20 protein-coding genes and 1 pseudogene are annotated in these 21,222 nt (G+C 69.2%); 17 read left to right on the top strand and 4 right to left on the bottom strand.

What is annotated here, in order from left to right; genetic code table 11:
• Positions 1–20 precede the first annotated feature (20 nt).
• Both ACJH7A_RS08620 and ACJH7A_RS08615 read right to left on the bottom strand, forming a co-directional pair.
• Positions 21–1,553, bottom strand: a complete 1,533-nt coding sequence (locus tag ACJH7A_RS08620; RefSeq protein ID WP_406801808.1) for a 1,4-alpha-glucan branching protein domain-containing protein — start codon at positions 1,551–1,553, stop codon at positions 21–23.
• Between the two features lie 26 nt (positions 1,554–1,579).
• Positions 1,580–2,326: a class I SAM-dependent methyltransferase gene (locus ACJH7A_RS08615; RefSeq protein ID WP_406801807.1), complete on the bottom strand. Its 747-nt coding sequence runs from the start codon at positions 2,324–2,326 to the stop codon at positions 1,580–1,582.
• A gap of 330 nt (positions 2,327–2,656) precedes the next feature.
• On the opposite strand from ACJH7A_RS08615, the gene ACJH7A_RS08610 reads away from it, so the two are divergent.
• From ACJH7A_RS08610 to ACJH7A_RS08575, 8 genes and pseudogenes are all read left to right on the top strand, one after another.
• Positions 2,657–3,457, top strand: coding sequence for an electron transfer flavoprotein subunit beta/FixA family protein (locus ACJH7A_RS08610; RefSeq protein ID WP_212813842.1), 801 nt, complete (start codon positions 2,657–2,659; stop codon positions 3,455–3,457).
• Positions 3,458–3,503: 46 nt separating this feature from the next.
• Entirely contained in the window at positions 3,504–4,460 is a 957-nt protein-coding gene (locus tag ACJH7A_RS08605; protein ID WP_135356585.1) for an electron transfer flavoprotein subunit alpha/FixB family protein, read from the top strand.
• 104 nt (positions 4,461–4,564) lie between these two features.
• A complete protein-coding gene (locus ACJH7A_RS08600) occupies positions 4,565–7,354 on the top strand; it encodes an AAA family ATPase (protein WP_346416763.1) in 2,790 nt (929 codons plus the stop codon).
• A gap of 98 nt (positions 7,355–7,452) precedes the next feature.
• Positions 7,453–8,343 (top strand): hypothetical protein, encoded by an 891-nt coding sequence (locus ACJH7A_RS08595; RefSeq protein ID WP_346416871.1) that lies wholly within the window; start codon positions 7,453–7,455, stop codon positions 8,341–8,343.
• 64 nt (positions 8,344–8,407) lie between these two features.
• Positions 8,408–8,805 (top strand): annotated as a pseudogene (locus tag ACJH7A_RS08590) (cupin domain-containing protein).
• Entirely contained in the window at positions 8,802–9,461 is a 660-nt protein-coding gene (locus ACJH7A_RS08585) for a nitroreductase (RefSeq protein ID WP_346416762.1), read from the top strand. Before ACJH7A_RS08590 ends, ACJH7A_RS08585 begins: the two are co-directional and overlap by 4 nt.
• A 96-nt stretch (positions 9,462–9,557) precedes the next feature.
• Positions 9,558–10,301 carry an NAD(P)H-binding protein gene (locus tag ACJH7A_RS08580; RefSeq protein WP_346416761.1) on the top strand — a complete coding sequence of 248 codons (744 nt, stop codon included), beginning with the start codon at positions 9,558–9,560 and terminating at the stop codon, positions 10,299–10,301.
• On the top strand, positions 10,298–11,017 hold the full coding sequence (locus ACJH7A_RS08575) for an SDR family NAD(P)-dependent oxidoreductase (protein WP_212813855.1): 720 nt from the start codon (positions 10,298–10,300) through the stop codon (positions 11,015–11,017). Before ACJH7A_RS08580 ends, ACJH7A_RS08575 begins: the two co-directional genes overlap by 4 nt.
• Positions 11,018–11,081: 64 nt before the next feature.
• Here the strand turns inward: ACJH7A_RS08575 and ACJH7A_RS08570 are convergent, their stop codons facing one another.
• Positions 11,082–11,996, bottom strand: a complete 915-nt coding sequence (locus ACJH7A_RS08570; RefSeq protein WP_244872857.1) for an MBL fold metallo-hydrolase — start codon at positions 11,994–11,996, stop codon at positions 11,082–11,084.
• 211 nt (positions 11,997–12,207) lie between these two features.
• Between ACJH7A_RS08570 and ACJH7A_RS08565 the strand changes: the two genes are divergently transcribed.
• From ACJH7A_RS08565 to ACJH7A_RS08525, 9 genes are all read left to right on the top strand, one after another.
• Positions 12,208–12,756 (top strand): sigma-70 family RNA polymerase sigma factor, encoded by a 549-nt coding sequence (locus ACJH7A_RS08565; protein ID WP_346416759.1) that lies wholly within the window; start codon positions 12,208–12,210, stop codon positions 12,754–12,756.
• A gap of 134 nt (positions 12,757–12,890) precedes the next feature.
• Positions 12,891–13,724 (top strand): GNAT family N-acetyltransferase, encoded by an 834-nt coding sequence (locus ACJH7A_RS08560; protein WP_212813860.1) that lies wholly within the window; start codon positions 12,891–12,893, stop codon positions 13,722–13,724.
• Entirely contained in the window at positions 13,721–14,575 is an 855-nt protein-coding gene (locus ACJH7A_RS08555; RefSeq protein ID WP_346416758.1) for a lysophospholipid acyltransferase family protein, read from the top strand. Before ACJH7A_RS08560 ends, ACJH7A_RS08555 begins: the two co-directional genes overlap by 4 nt.
• Positions 14,576–14,608: 33 nt before the next feature.
• On the top strand, positions 14,609–15,796 hold the full coding sequence (locus ACJH7A_RS08550) for a cysteine desulfurase family protein (protein ID WP_212813862.1): 1,188 nt from the start codon (positions 14,609–14,611) through the stop codon (positions 15,794–15,796).
• 2 nt (positions 15,797–15,798) lie between these two features.
• A complete protein-coding gene (mnmA, locus tag ACJH7A_RS08545) occupies positions 15,799–16,866 on the top strand; it encodes a tRNA 2-thiouridine(34) synthase MnmA (protein WP_212813864.1) in 1,068 nt (355 codons plus the stop codon).
• A 76-nt stretch (positions 16,867–16,942) separates the two neighbouring features.
• Complete coding sequence (locus tag ACJH7A_RS08540; RefSeq protein ID WP_346416755.1) at positions 16,943–17,431, top strand: SRPBCC family protein; 489 nt, start codon at positions 16,943–16,945, stop codon at positions 17,429–17,431.
• Positions 17,428–17,772: a helix-turn-helix transcriptional regulator gene (locus ACJH7A_RS08535; RefSeq protein WP_020103162.1), complete on the top strand. Its 345-nt coding sequence runs from the start codon at positions 17,428–17,430 to the stop codon at positions 17,770–17,772. The genes ACJH7A_RS08540 and ACJH7A_RS08535 overlap by 4 nt, the downstream gene beginning before the upstream one ends.
• A 10-nt stretch (positions 17,773–17,782) precedes the next feature.
• Positions 17,783–18,793 carry a methionine synthase gene (locus tag ACJH7A_RS08530; protein ID WP_406775188.1) on the top strand — a complete coding sequence of 337 codons (1,011 nt, stop codon included), beginning with the start codon at positions 17,783–17,785 and terminating at the stop codon, positions 18,791–18,793.
• A 113-nt stretch (positions 18,794–18,906) separates the two neighbouring features.
• The gene (locus tag ACJH7A_RS08525) at positions 18,907–19,584 is read left to right on the top strand and encodes a hypothetical protein (RefSeq protein ID WP_406801776.1); all 678 of its coding nucleotides are present in this window, start codon (positions 18,907–18,909) and stop codon (positions 19,582–19,584) included.
• On the opposite strand, the gene ACJH7A_RS08520 is transcribed toward ACJH7A_RS08525, so the two are convergent.
• Positions 19,581–21,200, bottom strand: coding sequence for an AMP-binding protein (locus ACJH7A_RS08520; protein ID WP_212813873.1), 1,620 nt, complete (start codon positions 21,198–21,200; stop codon positions 19,581–19,583). The two genes, ACJH7A_RS08525 and ACJH7A_RS08520, sit on opposite strands and share 4 nt — an antisense overlap.
• Between the last annotated feature and the right edge of the window lie 22 nt (positions 21,201–21,222).

The following is a 21,222-nucleotide window of genomic DNA, read 5'->3' as shown; positions in this document are numbered from 1 at the left end:
TCGGCTCTTCGCGCAAGCGCTCATCGCGGCAACCTCCGCGCGTCCAGGGCGCCGAACAATCCGTCGGCGCGGTTCCAACCGTCCGCGAGCTTCTGGGCCTGATCGCGCCGTCCAGACGCGAGGGCACCGGCAATCTCCCGGGTGGCGTGCGCGTGCAGGTGCGCGCGATAGCGAGCATATTCCGCCGCGGTGTCTTTGCTCACCATGAAGGGCCAGTCGCTCGAGACGGTCAGCAGGGCCTCGCGCAGGATCTGGTCGGCCACGCGGTCGCGTGCCGGGTACGCCGAATCCTGCGCCAGGACCTTGTCCACCGTGGTCAGCGCGGTATCGACGACCTCGGCGTTGAGCGTCACGAAGTCGGCGACCTGCTCGCCGGACCAGACCTGCCAGTCCTTGCCCGAACCCCACGAGCTCGGCGGCAGTTCGACGGGGGAGCCGACGAAGCCGCCCGCGATCGCGTCCGACAGCGTGCCGACCCGGACGCCGGCGGCCGGCAGCGCGCGCAGGACGCGCCCCAGCCACTCCGGTCCCTCGTGCCACCAGTGCCCGAACAACTCGGTGTCGAAGGCGGCGACGACGTGGGCCGGGCGCCCGGTGCGTTCGGCCTCCGAGATCAGCCGGCGCCGAACCGTGTGCACGAAATCCGCGACGTGTGCGTCGATGGCGGCGGCGGCCCGCTCGGGCTCGTACGGGGCCTTCGACTCTGAAGGGACGGTGCGGCCGGTGACCCGTGCCGGCTTGAGGCCGGTGAGGTGGTCGTAGGTGTGGAAGTCGCGGTAGGCCGGGTGCCCCGGGTAGCCGGACTTGGGGGACCACACGCGGTAACTGACCTGCAGGTCGCGGCCGAAGGCCACGACGTCCGACTCGCCGACCGGACGGCCGAGCGCGGTGTCGCCGTGCAGCGACGGACCGTCGACCATGAAGTGGGTGACGCCGGCGGCCGCGTAGCCGGTCTCCATGCCGGGGGCGTAGGCGCATTCGGGTGCCCAGATGCCGCCGGGGGTGTGCGCGAACCGGGCGCCGGCGTCGGCCAGGCCCTCGCGCAGCGCGAACTCGCGCAGCCGGGGGTTGAGCAGCGGCTGGAACGGATGCGCCAGCGGGCCGCCGAGCAATTCGATGGTGCCCGCGCCGATGAGTTGGCGCAGGACCGGGCTGCCGCCGTGCTGCCAGTGCTCGGCGAATTCGGCGAGCGCCGCACCGGCCTGCTGGTGTTCGTGAATACCGAAGGCGCGCAAGGCCTCCGGCGAGTTGAAGGTTTCCGGCGCCCCGCCACCGTCGCGGACGGTCGTCGCCTCCAGCGCGCGCAACTGCCAGTTGGACAGCCACTGCTGCATGCCGGCCAGGCAGTACGGATCGTCGAGCTGGGCGGTGACGACGGGTGTCATGCCCAGCGTCAGGAGGTGGCCGCGACCTTCCTCCGCCAGCTCGCGCAGGACGCGCGTCAGGGGCAGGTAGGCCGTCGCCCACGACTGGTACAGCCACTCCTCGCCGACGGGCCAGCGCCCATGGTGTGCCAGCCACGGCAGGTGCGTGTGCAGCACCAGGGTGAACATCCCCGGTACTGGCGTCGGCGAATCGCTCACGGCCGCACCGCGATTGCCACCAGGTCCAGGCTGTCGTCGATGTCGACACCGGCGGCACCGGCGTCCAGCAGGTCGAAGTCGTCGATCGTCACCGCGGTCACGTCGGCCAGCAGTTCCGCGGGCCAGGGCGCATCGGCCACCGCGCGGTCGATCTGGGCCTGGATGATCGAGCCGCCGTGCTTGGCGTCGAGCTCACGGAGGCCGGCGCCGTGATAGACGCCCAGCATGGCCTCCATGACAAAGCCCTGCTCGGTCAGCAGTTCGGTCATCTCGGCGGCGTTCAGTTCCCGGGTGTGGAACGGGTTCAGCGGGGTGTCGCTGCCGGGGGTGAAGGTGATGCGGTTGGGCGTCGACATCAGCAGCACGCCGCCGGGCCGCAATACCCGCAGGCACTCGGCCACGAATTGTCCTTGGTCCCAAAGGTGTTCGATGACCTGGAAGTTGACCACCACGTCGACGGAGGCGTCGGGCAGCGGCAGTGCGGCCAGGTTGCCGTGCAGCATCTCGACCCGCGGGTAGCGGGCGCGGATGTGCGCCACGGAGGATTCGTCGTAGTCCAGCCCGATCACCCGGTGCGCGACATCGGCGATGAGGTCGGCACCGTAGCCCTCGCCGGCGCCGGCCTCCAGGACGTCACGGTCGCGGCAACGGTCGACCAGTCGCCGATACACCACCTCGTGGCGGCGGAACCAGTAGTTCTCCTCCGCCAGGTCCGGGACCGTGCGCTCGCCGGTCAGTGGCATGACTGGCAGGAGCGATTCAGCCTGCGGCTCGGTTGCCGCCTGCTGAGTTTCGGGAAAAGTGCTCATTAGATAGGCAGGCTAGCTCAGAGTGGTCCAGGAATTCCCAGGCCCGATCGGTTGGGCCGTTCCACCTGCTGGTTCTGCCATGTTGCCGAACCCTCTCAAGTGTGGTCAAGAAAACAAAAGGCGGCATCCTCGGGCCGCGTTCGACCAGCTATGGTGTTCCTGCGCCATGCCACATAAGTTACCGAGTAGTAACATGTTGGTCGTTGCGTTAATCGTGAATGCCAGGCCGACCGCCGGCCTCATCGAGGAGGACGAACCACACCCATGACGAACATCGTGGTCCTGATCAAACAGGTCCCTGACTATGAGTCGGAGCGCAAGCTCAACGACGGCGACTTCACCCTCGACCGCGAGTCCGCGGACGCGGTGCTCGACGAGATCAACGAGCGCGCCGTCGAGGCTGCGCTGCAGATCAAGGAGAAGGAAGAGGCCGCCGGCGGCGCCGGCACCGTCACCGTGCTGACCGTCGGACCGGAGCGGGCCACCGAGGCCATCCGCAAGGCTCTGTCAATGGGCGCCGACAACGCGGTGCACGTGAAGGACGACCAGCTCAAGGGTTCGGACATCGTCCAGACCGGTTGGACCCTGGCCCGCGCGCTGGGCACCATCGAGGGCGCCGAGCTGGTCATCGGTGGCAACGAGTCCACCGACGGTGTCGGTGGCGCGGTTCCGGCCGTCATCGCCGAGCTGCTGGGCCTGCCGCAGCTGACCTCGCTGCGCAGCATCTCCGTCGAGAACGGCAAGGTCACCGGCGAGCGTGAGACCGACGAGGGCGTCTTCGGCCTCGAGGCCACCCTGCCCGCCGTCGTGAGCGTCAACGAGCGCATCGGTGAAGCCCGCTTCCCGTCGTTCAAGGGCATCATGGCCGCCAAGAAGAAGCCGGTCACCGTGCTGACGCTGGCTGAGATCGGTGTCGAGGCCGACGAGGTCGGTGTCGCCAACGCCAGCAGCAAGGTGCTGTCGTCGACGCCGAAGCCGGCCAAGGCCGCGGGCGAGAAGATCGCCGACGAGGGCGAGGGCGGCAACAAGATCGCCGAGTACCTCGTTGGTCAGAAGCTGATCTAGCCCCCACCACACCGAAACTTCCAGAAAGACACAGAGGCAAATACGCATGGCTGAAGTACTTGTGCTCGTCGAGCACGCCGATGGTGCCCTCAAGAAGGTGAGCACCGAACTGATCACCGCTGCCCGTGTGCTCGGTGAGCCGTCGGCAGTTGTGGTGGGTGCCCCCGGCACCGCCGCGCCGCTGACCGACGCCCTCAAGGCCGCGGGTGCGGCCAAGATCTACGTCGCCGAGTCGGCTGACGCGGCGAACTACCTGGTCACCCCGACCGTCGACGTGCTGGAGGCTCTCGTCGAGTCCGCCGGCCCGGCCGCCGTGCTGACTGTCGCCAGCACCGAGGGCAAAGAGGTCGCCGGTCGTCTGGCCGCCCGCCTGGGTGCCGGCCTGCTGGTCGACGTCGTCGACGTCAAGGCCGGCGGCATCGCCGTTCACAGCATCTTCGGTGGCGCTTACACCGTCGAGGCGCAGGCCAACGACGTGCTCCCGGTGATCGCTGTCCGTCCGGGTTCCGTCGAGGCCGCCCCGGCCGACGGCGCCGGTGAGGTCGTCAACGTCGAGGTTCCGGCCCAGGCCGAGAACGCCACCAAGATCACCTCGCGCGAGCCGGCCGTCGCCGGTGACCGTCCGGAGCTCACCGAGGCCAGCGTCGTGGTCGCCGGTGGCCGTGGTGTCGGCAGCGCCGACAACTTCGCGGTCGTCGAGGCCCTGGCCGACTCGCTCGGCGGTGCTGTCGGTGCTTCGCGTGCCGCGGTCGACTCGGGCTACTACGGCGGTCAGTTCCAGGTCGGCCAGACCGGTAAGACCGTTGCCCCGCAGCTGTACATCGCCCTCGGTATCTCGGGCGCCATCCAGCACCGCGCCGGCATGCAGACGTCCAAGACCATCGTCGCGGTCAACAAGGACGAAGAGGCCCCGATCTTCGAGATCGCCGACCTCGGCATCGTGGGTGACCTGTTCCAGGTCGCCCCGCAGCTGACCGACGCCATCAAGGCTCGCAAGGGCTGATTTTTCTCTGCGTGAGCAGAAGCGAAGGTGCCCCAAAACTTCGGTTTTGGGGCACCTTTGTGTCTGGGCAGGACTGCTGACAGCAACCAGAAACGGTGGTGCCGATGGCGAGCCAGGATCGCGCGCCGGTCTTGCGTGGCCGCGACAGAGAGATCACGACGCTGCGCGGCCTGTTGTCGGCCGCGCGCTCGGGCAGCAGTCAGGTCCTCGTCCTGCGCGGCGAGGCGGGGGTCGGGAAGACTGCGCTGCTGCGGCATACGGTGGACGCTGCCGACGGATTCCGCTGTATTCAGGTGACGGGCGTCGAGTCCGATATGGAGCTGGCGTACGCGGGCCTGCAGCAGCTGTGCGCGCCGCTGATGCAGCACCTCGACGAATTGCCGACGCCGCAGCGCGAGGCATTGGACGTGGCCTTCGGCCGCGGCGCCGGGGCGGCGCCGGACCGTTTCCTGGTGGGCCTCGCGGTGCTGAGCCTGTTGGCCGCCGCGACGGCGGACCAGCCGCTGTTGTGTGTGGTCGACGACGCGCAGTGGCTCGATCAAGTATCGCTGCAGACCCTTGCCTTCGTGGCGCGCCGCTTCCTCGCCGAGCCCGTTGTGCTGTTGTTCGCGGCCCGTGACGCCGGAGCAGAGGCGCTGGGGCCGCTGCCGGAGCTGACGGTCACCGGGCTGTCCGATGCCGACGCCCGCGACCTGCTCGACTCGGTGCTGTTGGGTCGGGTCGACGAACGGGTGCGCGACCGGGTGGTCGCCGAGACGCGCGGAATCCCGTTGGCGCTCCTCGAAGTTCCCCGCAGTGTTTCTGCCGCGGAGCTCGCCGGTGGCTTCTGGAACATGGGCACCGGGCGAAGTGTGACGCGGCAGGTCGAGGACGGCTACCGGCGTCGCGTCGAGGCGTTGCCACCGCCGGCCCAGCAACTGTTGTTTCTCGCCGCCGCCGACTCGGTTGGGGATGCGGCGCTGTTCCAGCGGGCCGCAACGATTTTGGGGCTGTCCGTCAGCGCGCTGGCGCCGGCCGAGGCGGCCGGACTCATCGAGTTCGGCGCGCGTGTGCGTTTCGGCCATCCGTTGATGCGGTCGGCTGTCTATCGTGCGGCCGATGTGAACGCGCGCCGATCGGTACATCGGGCGCTGGCCGAGGCCACCGACCCGCGGCAGGATCCGGACCGCCGCGCGTGGCATTTCGCGCACGCGGCGGCGGGGCCCGACGACGCAGTGGCCGCGGATCTGGAGCGATCCGCCGGACGGGCGCAGAGCAAGGGCGGCGTCGCCGCGGCCGCGGCCTTCCTCGAACGTGCGACGGTGCTCACCGCGGACCCGGCCCTGCGTGCGGCACGCGCGCTCGCGGCGGCACAGGCCAAGCGCGACGCGGCGGCACCGGCTGCGGCGTATGAGCTCCTGGCCATCGCCGAACTCGGGCCACTGACGGATCTGCAACGGGCACAAGTGGATCGGTTGCGGGCCGAGATGCAGTTCGCCCGCAGTCGCGGCGGCGGGCCCGGCGTGCCGCCGCTCAGCGACGCCGTGCAGAAGTTGCTCGCCGCGGCACGCGACCTCGAGAGGCTCGACGCCGGGCTGGCCCACGAGACATACCTCGAGGCGCTCGCCGCGGCGATGTATGCGGGCCGGCTCGGTGGGACGGACATGGTGGTGCAGGTGGCCGAGGCCGCAGGCGCGGCGCTCGGTGATGCGGCCGCGTTGCATCGGCCGGTGGACCTGCTGCTGAGCGGGGTGGCGAGCCGGATCGTCACCGGCGGTGGTGCCGAACAGATGCGCGCCGCGCTGGAGCTCATGTGCCGGCACGCACAGGACGCCGACGGTCAGTTCCTGCGGTGGATGCCGTTGGGCCTGGCCATCATTCAGGAGTCGGCCGTCGGCGAGATTTGGGATGACGGCATCCACCGGCTCCTGGCCACCGCCGCGATACGCCAGGCGCGCGACGCCGGCGCCTTGGCCGTACTTCCGCCCGCACTCGCGTTCGGGGCCGGCGTTCATCTGCTCGCAGGCGAATTCGACACGGCGGCAGCACTTATCGCCGAGGCCGCCGTCATCTCGGCGGCGACCGACTATGCCCCGTTGCGGTACCACTCGCTGTCGTTGGCGGCGTTTCGCGGGGTCGCGGTCGACGCCGTGGGCCTCATCGAGTCCGCCGCGGCCGACGCGGCGGCCCGCGGCGAAGGCCGGGTACTCGGGGTAACGGGGTTTCTTTCGGCTGTCGTCTACAACGGACTCGGGCGCTACGCCGAAGCCTTCGCGGCGGCCAGGAACTGTTGCCAATACGACGATCTGGGCTTCTACTGCTGGGGTCTGATCGAGCTCGTCGAAGCGGCAACGCGCATCGGCGACGAGGAAACCGGCCAGTGGGCTGCGCAGCAGCTGGCCGGACGTGCGGGTACCAGCGGCACCGACTGGGGGCTCGGGGCGTTCGCGTACGCGTGCGCCCTGGTGGCCGACGACGAAGACGCCGACGTCCGGTACGCCGAGGCCATCGAACGACTCGGGCGTACCGGCGTCGTGTTCCTGCTGGCCCGGGCCCATCTGTGTTACGGGGAATGGCTGCGCCGCATGAACCGGCGCGTGGCGGCGCGGGAGCACCTCGGCGCGGCGTTCGAGATGTTCAACCGGATGGGAGCCGAGGCGTTCGCGGAGCGCACGCGACGCGAGTTGATCGCGGCCGGGAAGAAGGTCCGCAAGGAGCCGGTCAGTTCGGGTGACGAGCTGACGACGCAAGAGGCCCAGATCGCCGAACTTGCCGCCGCCGGTCTGACCAACCAGGAGATCGGTGCCCAGCTGTTCATCAGCACGCACACCGTCGAATGGCACCTGCGCAAGGTCTTCGTCAAGCTCGGCATCACGTCGCGGCGGCAGTTGCGCACGCTGTTCCCCGCCGGCTGACTCGCGCCACAGACCACGAACTGTCAAGGGTCCGGCGCGGTCCGCCATCGGCCATGCTGATCGCGTTCCGCGAAAACCCTTGACGTGAAATGAGTTCTGTGTCCCGCATCCTGTTGCAGACGACGATCACCGAGTGCGCCGACGATTGGGACGTCAGCCGGTTCTCGATGGTCGCGGACGAACTGAGAGCGTGCGGTCACCACGTGACCGCACGCAATCGGTCATGTCTCACCGACGACCCGGTACTGGCCCGTCTGGACGAGCTCGATTTCGACCAGCTGTGGCTGCTGGCGGTCGACGTCGGCGACGGTCTGACGGCCGCCGACGCCGACGGCATCCGCCGGTTCCGCGAGCGCGGCGGCGGTGTGCTCACCGCGCGCGATCACCAGGACCTGGGGTGCTGCCTGAACCGCCTCGGAATCCTGGGCGTGGTCAACGAATTCCACGACGAGACCGTCGACCCTCGCGAGCTGTGCGACGACCAGGACAATCCGCACATCTCGTGGCCCAACTACCACTCCGGTGCCAACGGCGACTACCAGCCGGTGTTGGTCGACGGCCAGCCGCACGAACTGCTGAGAACGAACCGCACCGCCAGCGGGCACATCGAATGGTTCCCCGCGCATCCGCATGAGGGCATGGTGACTGCGAAAGGTCCGGTCGCCCAGGCAATCGCGAGGGGCCGCAGTACCGCGACCGGCCGGCACTTCAACCTCGCCGTCGTGGTCGACGGTGAACGATGTCCGGCCGGGCGGCCGATGGGCCGCGTGGTCGCCGAGTCCACCTTCCACCACTTCGCCGATTACAACTGGGACCTCGCCGTGGGGGCACCGTCGTTCGTGTCCGATGTTCCCGGCACACAGATCAAGGACGACCCGTCGCGGCTGGCGGTCTTCAAGGACTACGTCGCCAATATCGCCCGGTGGCTCCACCCGGTTTCGACTACGGAGTTCCAAGGGTCCCACCAGGCTGCATCGCGACGAAGCTGAATACCGAGCGTCCTGCCTGTCGGCATTCCGATCGGTCAGGCCCGGATTCAACTGAGGAGCAACAATGTTCGATAGTGCCGACCTGATGAAGGCGATCACCACCATCCAGACCGTGACGCCGCCGTTCATCCCGGCCGACGCCCACGTGATGACGTCGATCATCGAGTGGCCGGCGGGAAGCGCGGGCGCACCGCCACACCGCCACCCTGGAGGACCGTCGTTCGGTTATGTCTTGGAAGGCGAGATGCTCTTCGAGTTGGAGGGTGAAGCGCCGCGGGTGATCAAAGCGGGGGAGGCATTCTGGGAGCCGGGTGGCGACGTCATCCACTACTCGGACGCCAACAACCGCACCGACGTCCGGCTGGCTTTCTCGTGACGATGATCTGCACGCCCGGCGTGCCGATGCTCGTCGTCGTCGATGACGACGAACTCGAAGCCCGCAAGGACCGGCGAGTCCGATGACGACCGGGTTCGGCGACATCGTCCGCTCGCGCCGGTCCGCACGGATGTTCCTGCCGGACAAGCCGGTTCCGCGGGAGCTGCTCGACGAGGCGTTGGAGCTGGCGATCCGGGCACCGTCGAACTCCAACACCCAGCCGTGGCACGTCTACCTCGTCACCGGGGAACGGCGCGCACGATTGGTCGACGCGCTGCTCGCGGCCGTCGATGCGACGCCGCCTGAGGTGGGCTCGGCCGGTCTGCCGCCCCGGTTCGCGCATCTGCGCCGCGAGAGCGGTGCCCTGGTGTACGGCGCAATGGGCATCGAACGCGGCGACGCGGCGGGCCGCTGGGCGGCGCAGCGGCGCAATTGGGAATTCTTCCGGGCGCCCGTCGCCGGGGTGGTGTGCATGCACCGCGATTTCGGCTCGGTCGACGCGATGGGTGTCGGGATGTTCCTGCAGACGCTGATGCTGGCATTGACCGAGCGAGGCCTCGGCAGCTGTGTCCAGGTGTCGATCAGCTTGTATCCCGAGGTGCTGCGTGCGCAGCTCGGCATTCCCGAGGAACTCACGATCCTGTGCGGCATCTCGATCGGCTACGCCGACCCGGCGTTTCCGGCGAACCACCTTGACACGCCGCGCAATCCGATCGGCGACAACGTGGTGTTCCTCGACTGACCGCCGGCGGACTACGGACTTTCCGGGGTTCGCGGGCCTGCGGCGACTGCGAGTGTGGAAGCCGCACAACCGAAACAATTCGAAAGGGTGTGTCTGATGAAGATCACTGTGATGGGTGCCAGCGGCCAGATCGGTTCGAAGGTCGTGGCCCTGCTTAACGAGGCCGGTCACCAGACCGTGGCGGCTTCTCGGGACTCAGGTGCTGATGTCCTCACCGGCGCGGGCCTGACCGAGGCCCTGACGGGCGCCGACGTGCTGGTCGACGTCGTCAACTCGCCGAACTTCGCCGACGGCCCGGTACTGGACTTCTTCACCCGGTCGGCGACCAACTTGGTGGCCGCCGCGAAGGAGACCGGCGTCGGCCACTACGTGGCACTGTCCATCGTCGGCTGCGACGGTCTGCCCGACAGCGGCTACATGCGGGCCAAGGTCGCCCAGGAGCGCATCATCACCGAGTCGGGGCTGCCCTACACGATCGTGCGGGCCACCCAGTTCCATGAGTTCGCCGACGCGATCACCGCATCGCTGACCGTCGACGGCGAAGTGCGGGTGCCCGAGGGCCTCATCCAGCCGATCGCCGGCGCCGACGTCGCCGCCGAAGTGGCCCGCGTCGCCCAGGACGCACCCGCCAACGGGATCGTGAACATCGGCGGGCCGGACAAACTGACGTTCGCGGGCCTGGCCAAACTGGCGCTGGCCCACCGCGGTGAGAGCCTGCCGATCGTCGTCGACCCGGCAGCCACCTACTTCGGCACCAAGGTCGGCGACACCGGTTTGGTCACCAGCGGCGATGCCATCATCTCGGACCTGCACCTGGCGGACTGGCTGGCGGCCCGGTGACAGAGCTGACCGGACTCACCGCGCTCGTGACGGGCGGGACGGCCGGCATCGGGTTCGAGACCGCGCGCCTGCTGGCGGCCGAAGGTGCGACGGTGATCATCACCGGACGCTCCGCCGACCGTGGCGCCGCGGCGGCCGCCGAACTCGGGGTGCGGTTCATCCCCGCGGACCTGGCCGACCTGGAATCAGTGAAAAGCCTTGCCCGCCAATGCGGTGATGTCGACATCGTGGTCAACAACGCCGCCAGCTTCCCGGGTGCACTGACCGTGGAGCAGGACGTGGCGACCTTCGAGTCCACCTTCGACACCAACGTGCGCGGCGCCTATTTCCTGGTGGCGGCTCTGGTCCCGGGCATGCTGCGCCGGGGCCGGGGGAGCATCGTCAATGTCACGTCCATGGTCGCGTTCAAGGGCGTGCCGGGGGCATCCAGTTACAGCGCGTCCAAGGCTGCGCTGGAATCGTTGACCCGCACGTGGGCGACAGAATTCGGGCCGCACGGTGTGCGTGTCAACAGCGTGGCTCCCGGGCCGACGGCGACGCCGGGGGTGGCTGCCGAATGGGGCGACACCAACGACGAACTGGGGCGCATGCTGCCGCTGGGCCGGACGGCACAGCCGGCCGAGATCGCGCAGGCGGTGCTGTTCCTGGCGTCGCCACGGTCGAGCTTCGTCACCGGGTCGACGCTGCATGCCGATGGCGGCGGCGCGGCTGCCTGACCGCCCGCCTCACCGAAAACGGCCCCCGGACAACAGGTCCGGGGGCCGTTCTCGTGCTCAGCGGTCAGTAGTCCCAGGTCGCGGGCACGCACCGGAAAGCGTCGCCGACGGCCGCCACGTGGCACACCGACGGGAACGGCAGGTGCGTGGCGACGAGGGCCTCGCCGGTGGCCGCGATCTCTCGCAGCAGGCGGATGCGGACGCGGGCCGCCTCCTCGGGGTCGTGCTCGAAGCCGTTCTGCCACTCCGGATTATCGAAGCCGGGGGCGAACACGGCGTCGCCGGCGAAGGTCAGCTTCTCGCCGCGCGATTCGAGGCGGACCACGCTGTGCCCGGGCGTGTGACCACCCGTACGCGAGACGAGCACGCCCGGCGCGACCTCGTAGTCCGTCTCGAACGTCCGCAATTGGCCGCTGTAGTCGGTCAGAAACTGCGTGGCCGAGCGCCGCAGCACGTCGGGGATCGGCTGCGGCATGACCGTCCGGGAGAAGTCGGGTGCCGCCCAGAACTCGGCCTCGGCGGTGGCCGCATGCACGCGCAGGTCCGGCCGGAACCGTTCCTTCACGCCCTCGGTGATCAGTCCGCCGACGTGGTCCATGTGCATGTGGGTCAGCACGACGTCGGTCACCGAGGCGAGATCGACACCAGCTGCCTCCAGCCGCTGGACCGTCTGTCCGGCGCGCGGGAAGTCCGGGAACTCCAGCCCGAGTCCGGCGTCGACCAGGATCGTCTGGTCGCCGCTGCGGACCACCACGATGTTCAGTGGCCAGTCGACGATCTCGGGCGGCAGGAAGTTGTCGTCCAGCCACCCCGTCAGTTCGGCGGGCGGGACATTGGTGCCCAGCGTCGACGCCGTGATCGGCAGTACGCCGTCGCTGATGACCAGTACCTCGATATCGCCGACCGGCACCGCGTAACGCGACGGAACCAACTCGTCGAGCCCCGTCTGACCAAGGTGGGAAATGTTGTCCAAGCTCACGTTGTCTCCTTCTCGCACACATTCGGCAGCGTCATGGATTTGACCCTGTGCGGGGTTGAACGCGGACCGGCGCGCGAAGTCATCCATCGCAGGGCGCACCACGGATTCCGGTACCGACCACGAACTTTCAATGGTTCGCCACAGGCGCTTTCCGGCGAGTCTGAGTTCGGCGGCGCACCCTGCGCGGTCACAGGCGAGGGGAGTTTCGATCGTGACGGCAGCGCCGGTGCCGGACGCTGACCTTGCGGCCCGGTTTGTCGCGGATGCCGTGCCGTTGCTCGACGCCCTCGGCCGCGGCGCCCGCCGGCTGACACGCTGCGAAGCCGACGCCGAAGATCTCTTGCAGGACACCTTGTTACACGCGTATCAGGGGTTCGGGTCGTTTCAGCAGGGCACCAATCTCAACGCTTGGCTTTTCCGTATCTTGCACAACCGGTGGGTCAGCAGACATCGCTATCGGGCGTCGCGCCCACCGGAGGTGCCGCTGGAGGTGATCACCGCGGCCGGCCACGAACAGTCGACTGCCCGCCGTTCGGCAGAGGTCGAGCTGCTCGACCTCATGGCCGACGGAGATGTCGAGGCCGCGTTCGGCGAGCTGTCCGAAGGCGCGCGGACCGCGCTGTTCTATGTGGAGGTTCAGGGCTACACCTACGCCGAGACCGCCGGGCTCATGGGAGTGCCCATGGGCACGGTGATGTCGCGGGTCTCCCGCGGCCGGCGGCAGCTGCGCGTTGCGCTGGCACACCGGGACAGTGCCTGAAACCCTTGTCAGAAGCGGCTCCTCATCGCGGCATCACGCGCCGAATGTAACGGACCGTGATGTTTCGCAACCGGTCATCGAAGCGTTACGTGATTGATGCCGCCGCGCCGAACGGCTCCGTCACCGTGCAGAACATGAGCACTAGTTCTGTACTCATCGCCCCTGACGACACCAGTTCATCGACCGGCACCCCGCGCTACACGCTGCTGCTGTCGGCCGACCGGGAACACATCGAGGCCGCGCAACGGCTTCGTCACCACGTGTTCACCTCGGAGCCGGGCTACACCCTCACCGACGACAGCCCCGGTTTCGAAAGTGGCCGGGACGCCGATCGATTCGACGAGTTCTGCGACCACCTCCTGGTTCGGGACGACAACACCGGCGAGTACGTCGGCTGCTACCGCATGCTCCCTCCGCCCGGCGCCATCGCCGCGGGCGGGCTGTACACCGCAACGGAATTCGACGTCAGCGCGCTCGACAGCCTGCGCCCGTCGCTGGTGGAGATGGGGCGCGCCGTGGTGCGTGCAGACCACCGCAACGGCGCCGTCGTGCTGCTCATGTGGGGCGGCATCCTGGCCTACCTGGACCACAGCGGCTACGACTACGTCACCGGCTGCGTGTCGGTACCCATCCAGGGCAGCCCCGACGAGGCCCCGGCCAGTCAGATTCGCGGCGTCCGCGACTTCGTCAACAAGCGGCACGCCTCGGAGTACAAGGTGCGCCCGTACCGCCCGGTGATCATCGACGGCAAGCTGCTCGACGACATCGAGCCGCCGGCCCGCGTGACGGTGCCGCCGCTGATGCGCGGCTACCTGCGTCTCGGCGCCAAGGTGTGCGGCGACCCGGCCTACGACCCCGACTTCGGTGTCGGCGACTTCCCGGCCCTGCTGGACAAGCGCGAAGCCGACGTCCGGTACCTGACCCGGCTGCGTTCGGCGGCTGCCGCGACCGACAAGGCCGCGCAGTGACCACGCCGGTGACGGCGGCGGAACACGCCTGGCTGCCGAAGGCGTCGTGCGACGCCAGCTGCATCCGGGTCGACTCCGTGCACATCAGCCGCCCGATCGTCGTCGTGCTGCGCACGACCGTCCGGCTGATCATGACGATGCTGCTGCTGCCCGCGCTGCCACTGCTCGCCGTGCCGCTGCCCGGCAAGTCCCGCATCCAGCGCCTGTACTGCCGCTTGATGCTGCGGTGCCTGGGCGTGCGGATCACCGTCTCCGGCGGCCCCATCCGCAACCTGAGCGGCGTGCTGGTGGTCGCCGGGCACGTGTCCTGGGTCGACATCTTCGCGATCGGCGCCGTGATGCCCGGCTCGTTCGTGGCGCGCGCCGATCTCATCGAGTGGCCCGCACTCGGGTTCGTGGCCCGGCTGCTCAAGGTCATCCCGATCGACCGGCACAGCCTGCGCGGCCTGCCCGACGTCGTCCGCACCGTCGGGGACCGGCTCGCCGCAGGTCAAACCGTCGTGGCGTTCCCGGAGGGCACCACGTGGTGCGGTCTGGGGCACGGCACCTTCGCGCCGGCGATGTTCCAGGCCGCCATCGACACCGGACGTCCCGTCCAGCCGCTGCAGCTGACCTACCGGCACCGCAACGGCGCGCAGTCCACCATCCCGGCGTTCATCGGTGACGATTCGCTGCTGACGTCGATCAAACGCGTCATCACCGCCAAGCTGACGGTGTGCCACATGCAGGTGCAGTCGCTGCAATTGCCCGGTACCGACCGGCGCGATCTGGCCGGCCGCTGCCAGGCCGCGGTGCACCAGGTGGGTCCGCTGCCCGTCGCCGCTGTTCACGGGCGCGCGCTGGCAGCCTGACCGGTTTGGCCTGGCCGGTATCCTGGACAGGCCATGAGCCCCGCATATCTGGACCACGCCGCCACGACCCCGATGCAGCCCGCTGCCATCGAGGCGATGACGGCGGTCCTGGCGGCCGGCGGCAACGCGTCGTCGCTGCACACGTCGGGGCGGGCCGCGCGGCGCCGGATGGAGGAGGCCCGCGAGTCCCTGGCCCAACAGCTGGGCGCCCGGCCCTCCGAGGTGATCTTCACGGCCGGCGGTACCGAGAGTGACAACCTGGCGGTCAAGGGCATCTTCTGGGCCCGCCGCGACAGCTGTCCGGGACGCCGCCGGATCGTGACGTCGCCCATCGAGCACCATGCCGTGCTCGACGCCGTCGAGTGGCTCGTCGAACACGAGGGTGCGGAGGTGACCTGGCTGCCCGTGGACGCCACCGGCGCCACGTCCGCCCAAGCCCTGCGCGAGATTCTCGAATCCCACGACGATGTCGCGCTCGTCAGCGTGATGTGGGCCAACAACGAGGTCGGCACCATCCAGCCGGTCGCTGAATTGGCCGCTGTCGCTGCCGAATTCGGCGTGCCGATCCACAGTGATGCCATCCAGGCGATCGGTGCGGTGGCCGTCGATTTCGCCGCGAGCGGGCTGTCCGCCATGAGCGTGGCGGCACACAAGTTCGGTGGCCCCACCGGCGTCGGCGCCCTGCTGCTGCGCCGTGATGTCGCGTGCGTGCCGCTGCTGCACGGCGGCGGCCAGGAGCGTGACGTGCGTTCGGGCACACCGGATGTCGCGGGCGTGGTGGCCATGGCGGCCGCCGCACGCGTCGCGGTGGAGGGCCTGGACGGGTACCGCACCCGGATCGGCGCCTTGCGCGACCGGCTGGTCGACGGTGTGCTGTCGGGTATCGACGACGTCGTGCTCAACGGTGGCACCGGCGAGAACCGGCTTCCGGGCAACGCGCACTTCACTTTTCGTGGCTGCGAAGGCGATGCCCTGCTGATGCTGCTGGACGCCAAGGGCATCGAATGCTCGACGGGCTCGGCCTGCACGGCGGGCGTCGCACAGCCGTCACACGTCTTGATCGCGATGGGCGCCGATCCGGCGAGTGCCCGTGGATCACTCCGATTTTCGTTGGGGCACACCAGTTCTGACGCCGACATCGATGCCGCGCTGGCCGTGCTGCCGGCCGCGGTCGAGCGGGCGCGTCAGGCCGCACTGGCCAGTGCCGGGTTGGGAAGGTAGTCATGCGGGTTCTGGTAGCGATGAGCGGGGGAGTCGACTCCTCGGTGGCCGCGGCGCGCATGGTCGACGCCGGCCATGACGTGGTGGGCGTGCACCTGGCGCTGTCCACCGCGCCCGGCACCCTGCGCACCGGGTCGCGCGGCTGCTGCTCGAAGGAGGACGCCGGCGACGCCCGCCGTGTCGCCGACATCCTGGAAATCCCGTTCTACGTCTGGGATTTCGCGGACCGCTTCAAGGAAGACGTCATCGACGACTTCGTCGAGTCGTACGCCCGCGGCGAGACGCCGAACCCCTGCGTGCGCTGCAACGAGAAGATCAAGTTCTCGGCGCTGTCGGCGCGCGCGCTGGCGCTGGGATTCGACGCGGTGGCGACCGGCCACTACGCGCGGCTGGAGGACGGCCGGTTGCGCCGTGCCGTCGACGCGGACAAGGACCAGTCCTACGTCCTCGGGGTGCTGACGGCCGAACAACTCAGCCACGCGCTGTTCCCGATCGGTGACACCCCCAAGCCGCAGATCCGGCAGGAGGCCGCCGACCGCGGGCTGGCCGTGGCGGACAAGCCGGACAGCCACGACATCTGCTTCATCCCGTCCGGTGACACCCGCGCCTTCCTCGGCGCGCGTATCGGTATCCGGCCGGGCGCGGTCGTCGACGCGGGCGGCACGAAGCTCGCCGAACATGACGGCGTGCACGGGTTCACCATCGGCCAGCGCAAGGGCTTGGGCATCGCCGGCCCGGGGCCGGACGGCCTGCCGCGCTACGTCACGGGCATCGACGCCGAGACCGGGACGGTGCATGTCGGCGGTGTCGAGGATCTCGAGATCCACGCATTGACCGGCGAGCGTCCGGTGTTCACCTCGGGTGTGCCGTTCGATGGGCCGGTGGAATGCCTGGTCCAGGTGCGCGCGCACGGCGGGCTGGCCGACGCGGTCGCCGAGTTCGCCGACGGCGCGCTCGACGTGCAGCTGCGCACGCCGCTGCGCGGCGTCGCCCCTGGTCAGACCATGGTGCTCTACCGCCGCGACCCGGACGGCGACGAGGTCATCGCCAGCGCCACGATCACGCGCTGACGCCATCCCAAGGCAACCAAATGGTTGCGTTTCCTGGAGTGCGGTCGTAACGTGATAGGCAACCAGGAGGTTGCTTATGAATTCCGATCGCATCGAAAAAGAAGTCACTCTGCGCGCCCCGCTCGACCGGGTGTGGCGCGCCATCGCCAACTCCGACGAGTTCGGTCGCTGGTTCGGCATCCGGTTCGACGGACCGTTCGTCGCGGGCGAGTCCGTAACCGGGGTGATCACCCCGACCGAGGTCGACGACGAGGTCGCTGCCGCGCAGGAGCCGCACGCCGGTAAATCCTCGGTGTGGCAGATCGTCGCGGTCGAACCGCCGCGTCGTCTGGCTTTCCGCTGGCATCCGTACGCCGTCGAACCGGACGCCGACTACGACGACGAGCCGACCACGCTGGTCGAGTTCACACTCACCGAGACTGCCGACGGTGTGTTGTTGCAGATCGTCGAGTCCGGGTTCGACAACATCCCGGCCGAGCGCCGGGCTGCGGCGTTCGAAGCCAACAGTGGCGGCTGGGAAGCCCAGACGAAACTGGTACGCAAGTACCTGGACGAACTCGTGTGAGTACGGCTGTCGAAGACCGGGCGCCGTTGTTCGACGCGCTCGGCGACCCTAATCGGCTGCGTATCGTCGTGCGCCTCTGCGAGGCCGGCCCGTGCTCGACTTTGCAAGTGACACAGGTGATTCCGGTGACCCGGCAGGCGGCCACCAAACATCTGCTGCTGTTGGAGGCGGTGGGGCTGGTGACCAGCAGCCGGCACGGGCGTGAGCGCATCTGGCGGATACAGCCGGATCCGCTCGCCGAGGCCAGTGAGTACCTGACCGCGTTGTCGAAGCGCTGGGACCGGGCCCTGGACCGGCTGCGGAGCTACGTGGAAGATCCGGCCGCAGACCCCATCGAATAGTGTTGGCTGCGTGACTGTTTTCGCCCAGGCAACCGGTATCGGCTCGTGGCCGGGGACGGTCGCACGGGAAGCGGCGGCAGTCGTGGTCGGTGAACTGCCCGCGCTGCCGCATCTGGTGGAACTGCCCGCACGTGGCGTGGGCGCCGACATCATCGGACGGGCGGGTGCGCTGCTCGTCGACATCGGCATCGACACCGTGCCCCGCGGTTACCGCATCGCGCCCGGCCGCAGCGCCGTCGTGCGGCGCGCCACAGGCCTTCTCGACGAGGACGTCGACGCGCTCGAAGAGGCGTGGGAGAAAGCCGGACTGCGCGGGACCGGACGGACCATCAAGGTGCAGGTCCCCGGTCCGCTGACGCTGGCCGCCGAACTCGAACTGCCCGGAGGCCACCGGGCCATCACCGATGCCGGCGCACTGCGGGACCTGGCCGGCTCCCTCGCCGAGGGCGTCGCACATCACCGCGCCGAGGTCGCGCGGCGCTGCGAGGCCGACGTCGTCGTGCAGTTCGACGAGCCGTCACTGCCCGCCGCACTGGCCGGGCGGCTGGCCGGCGTGACCCGGATGTCGCCGGTGGCGCCGGTCGACGCCCTGTTGGCCGCGAGTCTGCTCGATGAGTGCATCGCGACCGTCGGGGGACAGGCGAGCATTCACGTGTGCGCTGCGGACGTGCCGTGGAAAACCCTGGCGCGCACCGCATTCAGCGCCATCTCCATCGACGTGACCAAGCTGACCGCGGCAGACCTCGACGGTATCGGGGAGTGGGTCGAGGCAGGCCGGACCATCATGCTGGGCGTCCTGCCGGGCGTCGCCCCGGAGCGGCCGGTGCCGGTCGAAACGGTGGCCGCCGCCGCGGCGAGCGTCACCGACCGGCTCGGATTCCCGCGGACGGTGTTGCGCGAGCGCGTCGGCCTGACGCCCGCCTGCGGGCTCGCCGGCGCGACGCAGACGTGGGCGCGCACCGCGTTGACGCTGCTGCGCAAGGCCGCGGACGGCATCGCACAGGACCCGGACGCCGCCTGAACCCTGACCCGCGACGACTGCGGAAATCGTCAACCCCGGCCCGGTGGCATGCCATGATGAGGAACCGGAGTGCGCAGGGGGTTGCCACTCAGCGGAACTGATCGGGGGCAGACATGCGCCGTGACGATGCGCTGCTGACGGTTGCCGGTCTTTCGGTGTCGGCGTTTCTGGTGATGGCCGGCCCCTCGATGGCCGTCGCCGCCGCCGATCCCGGCGGGTCCAACGGCAACGGTGGCAACAGCAGCTCCGGCAAGACTGGTTCCAGCAAGAGCGGCTCGCCGCGCGCCAACGGCGGCGGCAACTCCGGCAACGGTGGCTCGGGTTCACGCGGCAATTCCGGCGCCAATTCGTCGGTGGCCGGTCAGACCAACACCGGCAAATCCTCGAAGGCGAACGGCAAGGGCAACAACACCGCGCCCGGCGCCCAGTCGGGCAGCGGCTCCGACAACCCCGCTGCGGTGCCGGTGTTCACACCCCCGAACCCGGCGGTGCCGGTCGTCGTCGCCGAACAGCACACCGGCACGACGGCCGGGAGTTCGTGGTGGGCGGCCCCGACGGCCCCACCGGCCGTCGAAGTTCAGGCGCCGGCCGCGCCACCTGTGGAGGGCGAAGCGGATCTGCTGTCGGCCGATCACACCGGTGTCCCGGTGTGGGCCGCCGCCGAGCCGATCGGGGTGCGCGGCGATCTGTTCGGACTGGCCGGCCTGGTGTTGATGCCGCTCATCGGGCTCGTGGTCGGATATCGCCAGGCCCGGGCCGCACGCGACGTCGGCCAGCCGATCCCGCACTAGACCTCGCGGATGTCGCGCAGTTCGCGGCGCAGAATCTTGCCGGCTGCGGACTTCGGGATCGCATCGATGAACGCGACCTGCCGCACCTTCTTGTACGGCGCGACCTGGCCGGCGACGAAATCCATGATCTCGTCGCCCGTCAACGCCGACTCCGGTTGCAGCACCACGAATGCCTTGGGCACTTCCTCGCCCGACTCCGGATCACGGACCCCGACCACTGCCGTATCGGCGATACCGGGGTGCGTCAGCAGCACGGCCTCGAGTTCGGCCGGCGGCACCTGGTAGCCCTTGTACTTGATGAGCTCCTTGAGCCGGTCGACGATGTAGATGCAGCCGCTGGCGTCGACGCGGGCCAGGTCACCGGTGTGCAGGAAGCCGTCGTCGTCGATGGTCTCGCGGGTGGCGGCGTCGTTGTTGAGGTAACCGGCCATGACGTTGGGTCCGCGGAAGCACAGTTCGCCGACCTCGCTGAGACCGTGCTCGGGCCGGCCGATCTCGGCGCCCGTATCGGGGTCGACGATCTTGCTGACGGCGTTCGGCACCGTCCAGCCGCACGAGCTCAACGGTGCCACGGCGCCGACGAGTTCGCGGCCGCCGTCGAACGGCATGCAGTGGCTCACCGGGCTCAGCTCACTCATGCCGTAGCCCTGCACGATGGGGCAGCCGAGCCGGTCGGAGACCGCCATGCCGAGGTCGTCATCGAGCGGCGCGGCGCCCGACATGAGCCCTTTCAGGGAATCGAGCCGGTACGAGTCGACCATCGGGTGCTTCGCCAGCGCCACCGCGACGGGCGGCGCGATGAACGCGAACGTGCACTTGTGGTCCTGGATGGTCTTGAGGAAGAGCGCGAGATCGAAGCTGGGCATGATCACCAGGCGGGCCCGGGCATGCAGGACGGAGTTGAGCAGCACCGTCATGCCGTAGATGTGGAAGAACGGCAGCACCGCGAGTACCCGGTCCTCGGGAACCAGGCCCTGGATCGGACGAATCTGCGCCACATTCGCCGCGAGATTCGTGTGGGTGAGCATGACGCCCTTGGGGTTTCCCGTGGTGCCCGAGCTGTAGGGCAGGGCCGCCAGATGCGTCGCCGGGTCGAAGCTGACCTCGGGTGCGGGCAGCGCGGCGTCGAGCAGCTCGGCGGCATTGGGATGACCGTCGGCCGCCGTGCCCGGGCCGTCGAGCACGACGACACGATCGGCGGCCAGCCCGACCTCGGCGGCGGCCTGCAGCGCCTGCGGCGCCAGCGCCGTGACGGTGATCAGCATGGCGGCCCCGGAGTCGGTCAGTTGCTTCGCGACGTCCTTCGCCGTGAACAGCGCGTTGATGGTCGTGGCCGTGGCACCGGACCGGAGGATGCCGTGGAAGGCGACGGCGAACGCGGCACTGTTCGGCGCCAGCAGGCCGACCACGTCGCCGACGCCCAGGCCACGGGCGGCCAGCGCGCCGGCGAACGCCTCGATCCGGCCCGCCAGTTCGCGGTAGGTGTACTCGGCACCGGTCGCGACCTCGGTGATGGCGATGCGATCGGCGTCCGACTCGGCCAGATCACCGAAGATGTACTCGGAGACAGCCGTGGTCGGGATCTGGACCTCGGGGAAAGGGCTCGCGATAGTCATGGCGTCTTAGATCGAACCATGC

The sequence above is a fragment of the Mycobacterium sp. SMC-17 genome, assembly GCF_045310915.1.
GTDB lineage: Bacteria > Actinomycetota > Actinomycetes > Mycobacteriales > Mycobacteriaceae > Mycobacterium.
This window is presented reverse-complemented; position numbering and strand designations above follow the sequence as displayed.

Coding starts and splice junctions, on each gene's coding strand:
- ACJH7A_RS08520 (WP_212813873.1), bottom strand. CDS start 21,200: ATGACTATCGCGAGCCCTTTCCCCGAGGTCCAGATCCCGACCACGGCT.
- ACJH7A_RS08620 (WP_406801808.1), bottom strand. CDS start 1,553: ATGTTCACCCTGGTGCTGCACACGCACCTGCCGTGGCTGGCACACCAT.
- ACJH7A_RS08525 (WP_406801776.1), top strand. CDS start 18,907: ATGCGCCGTGACGATGCGCTGCTGACGGTTGCCGGTCTTTCGGTGTCG.
- ACJH7A_RS08615 (WP_406801807.1), bottom strand. CDS start 2,326: ATGCCACTGACCGGCGAGCGCACGGTCCCGGACCTGGCGGAGGAGAAC.
- ACJH7A_RS08585 (WP_346416762.1), top strand. CDS start 8,802: ATGACGACCGGGTTCGGCGACATCGTCCGCTCGCGCCGGTCCGCACGG.
- ACJH7A_RS08540 (WP_346416755.1), top strand. CDS start 16,943: ATGAATTCCGATCGCATCGAAAAAGAAGTCACTCTGCGCGCCCCGCTC.
- ACJH7A_RS08580 (WP_346416761.1), top strand. CDS start 9,558: ATGAAGATCACTGTGATGGGTGCCAGCGGCCAGATCGGTTCGAAGGTC.
- ACJH7A_RS08560 (WP_212813860.1), top strand. CDS start 12,891: ATGAGCACTAGTTCTGTACTCATCGCCCCTGACGACACCAGTTCATCG.
- ACJH7A_RS08550 (WP_212813862.1), top strand. CDS start 14,609: ATGAGCCCCGCATATCTGGACCACGCCGCCACGACCCCGATGCAGCCC.
- mnmA (WP_212813864.1), top strand. CDS start 15,799: ATGCGGGTTCTGGTAGCGATGAGCGGGGGAGTCGACTCCTCGGTGGCC.
- ACJH7A_RS08600 (WP_346416763.1), top strand. CDS start 4,565: ATGGCGAGCCAGGATCGCGCGCCGGTCTTGCGTGGCCGCGACAGAGAG.
- ACJH7A_RS08605 (WP_135356585.1), top strand. CDS start 3,504: ATGGCTGAAGTACTTGTGCTCGTCGAGCACGCCGATGGTGCCCTCAAG.
- ACJH7A_RS08610 (WP_212813842.1), top strand. CDS start 2,657: ATGACGAACATCGTGGTCCTGATCAAACAGGTCCCTGACTATGAGTCG.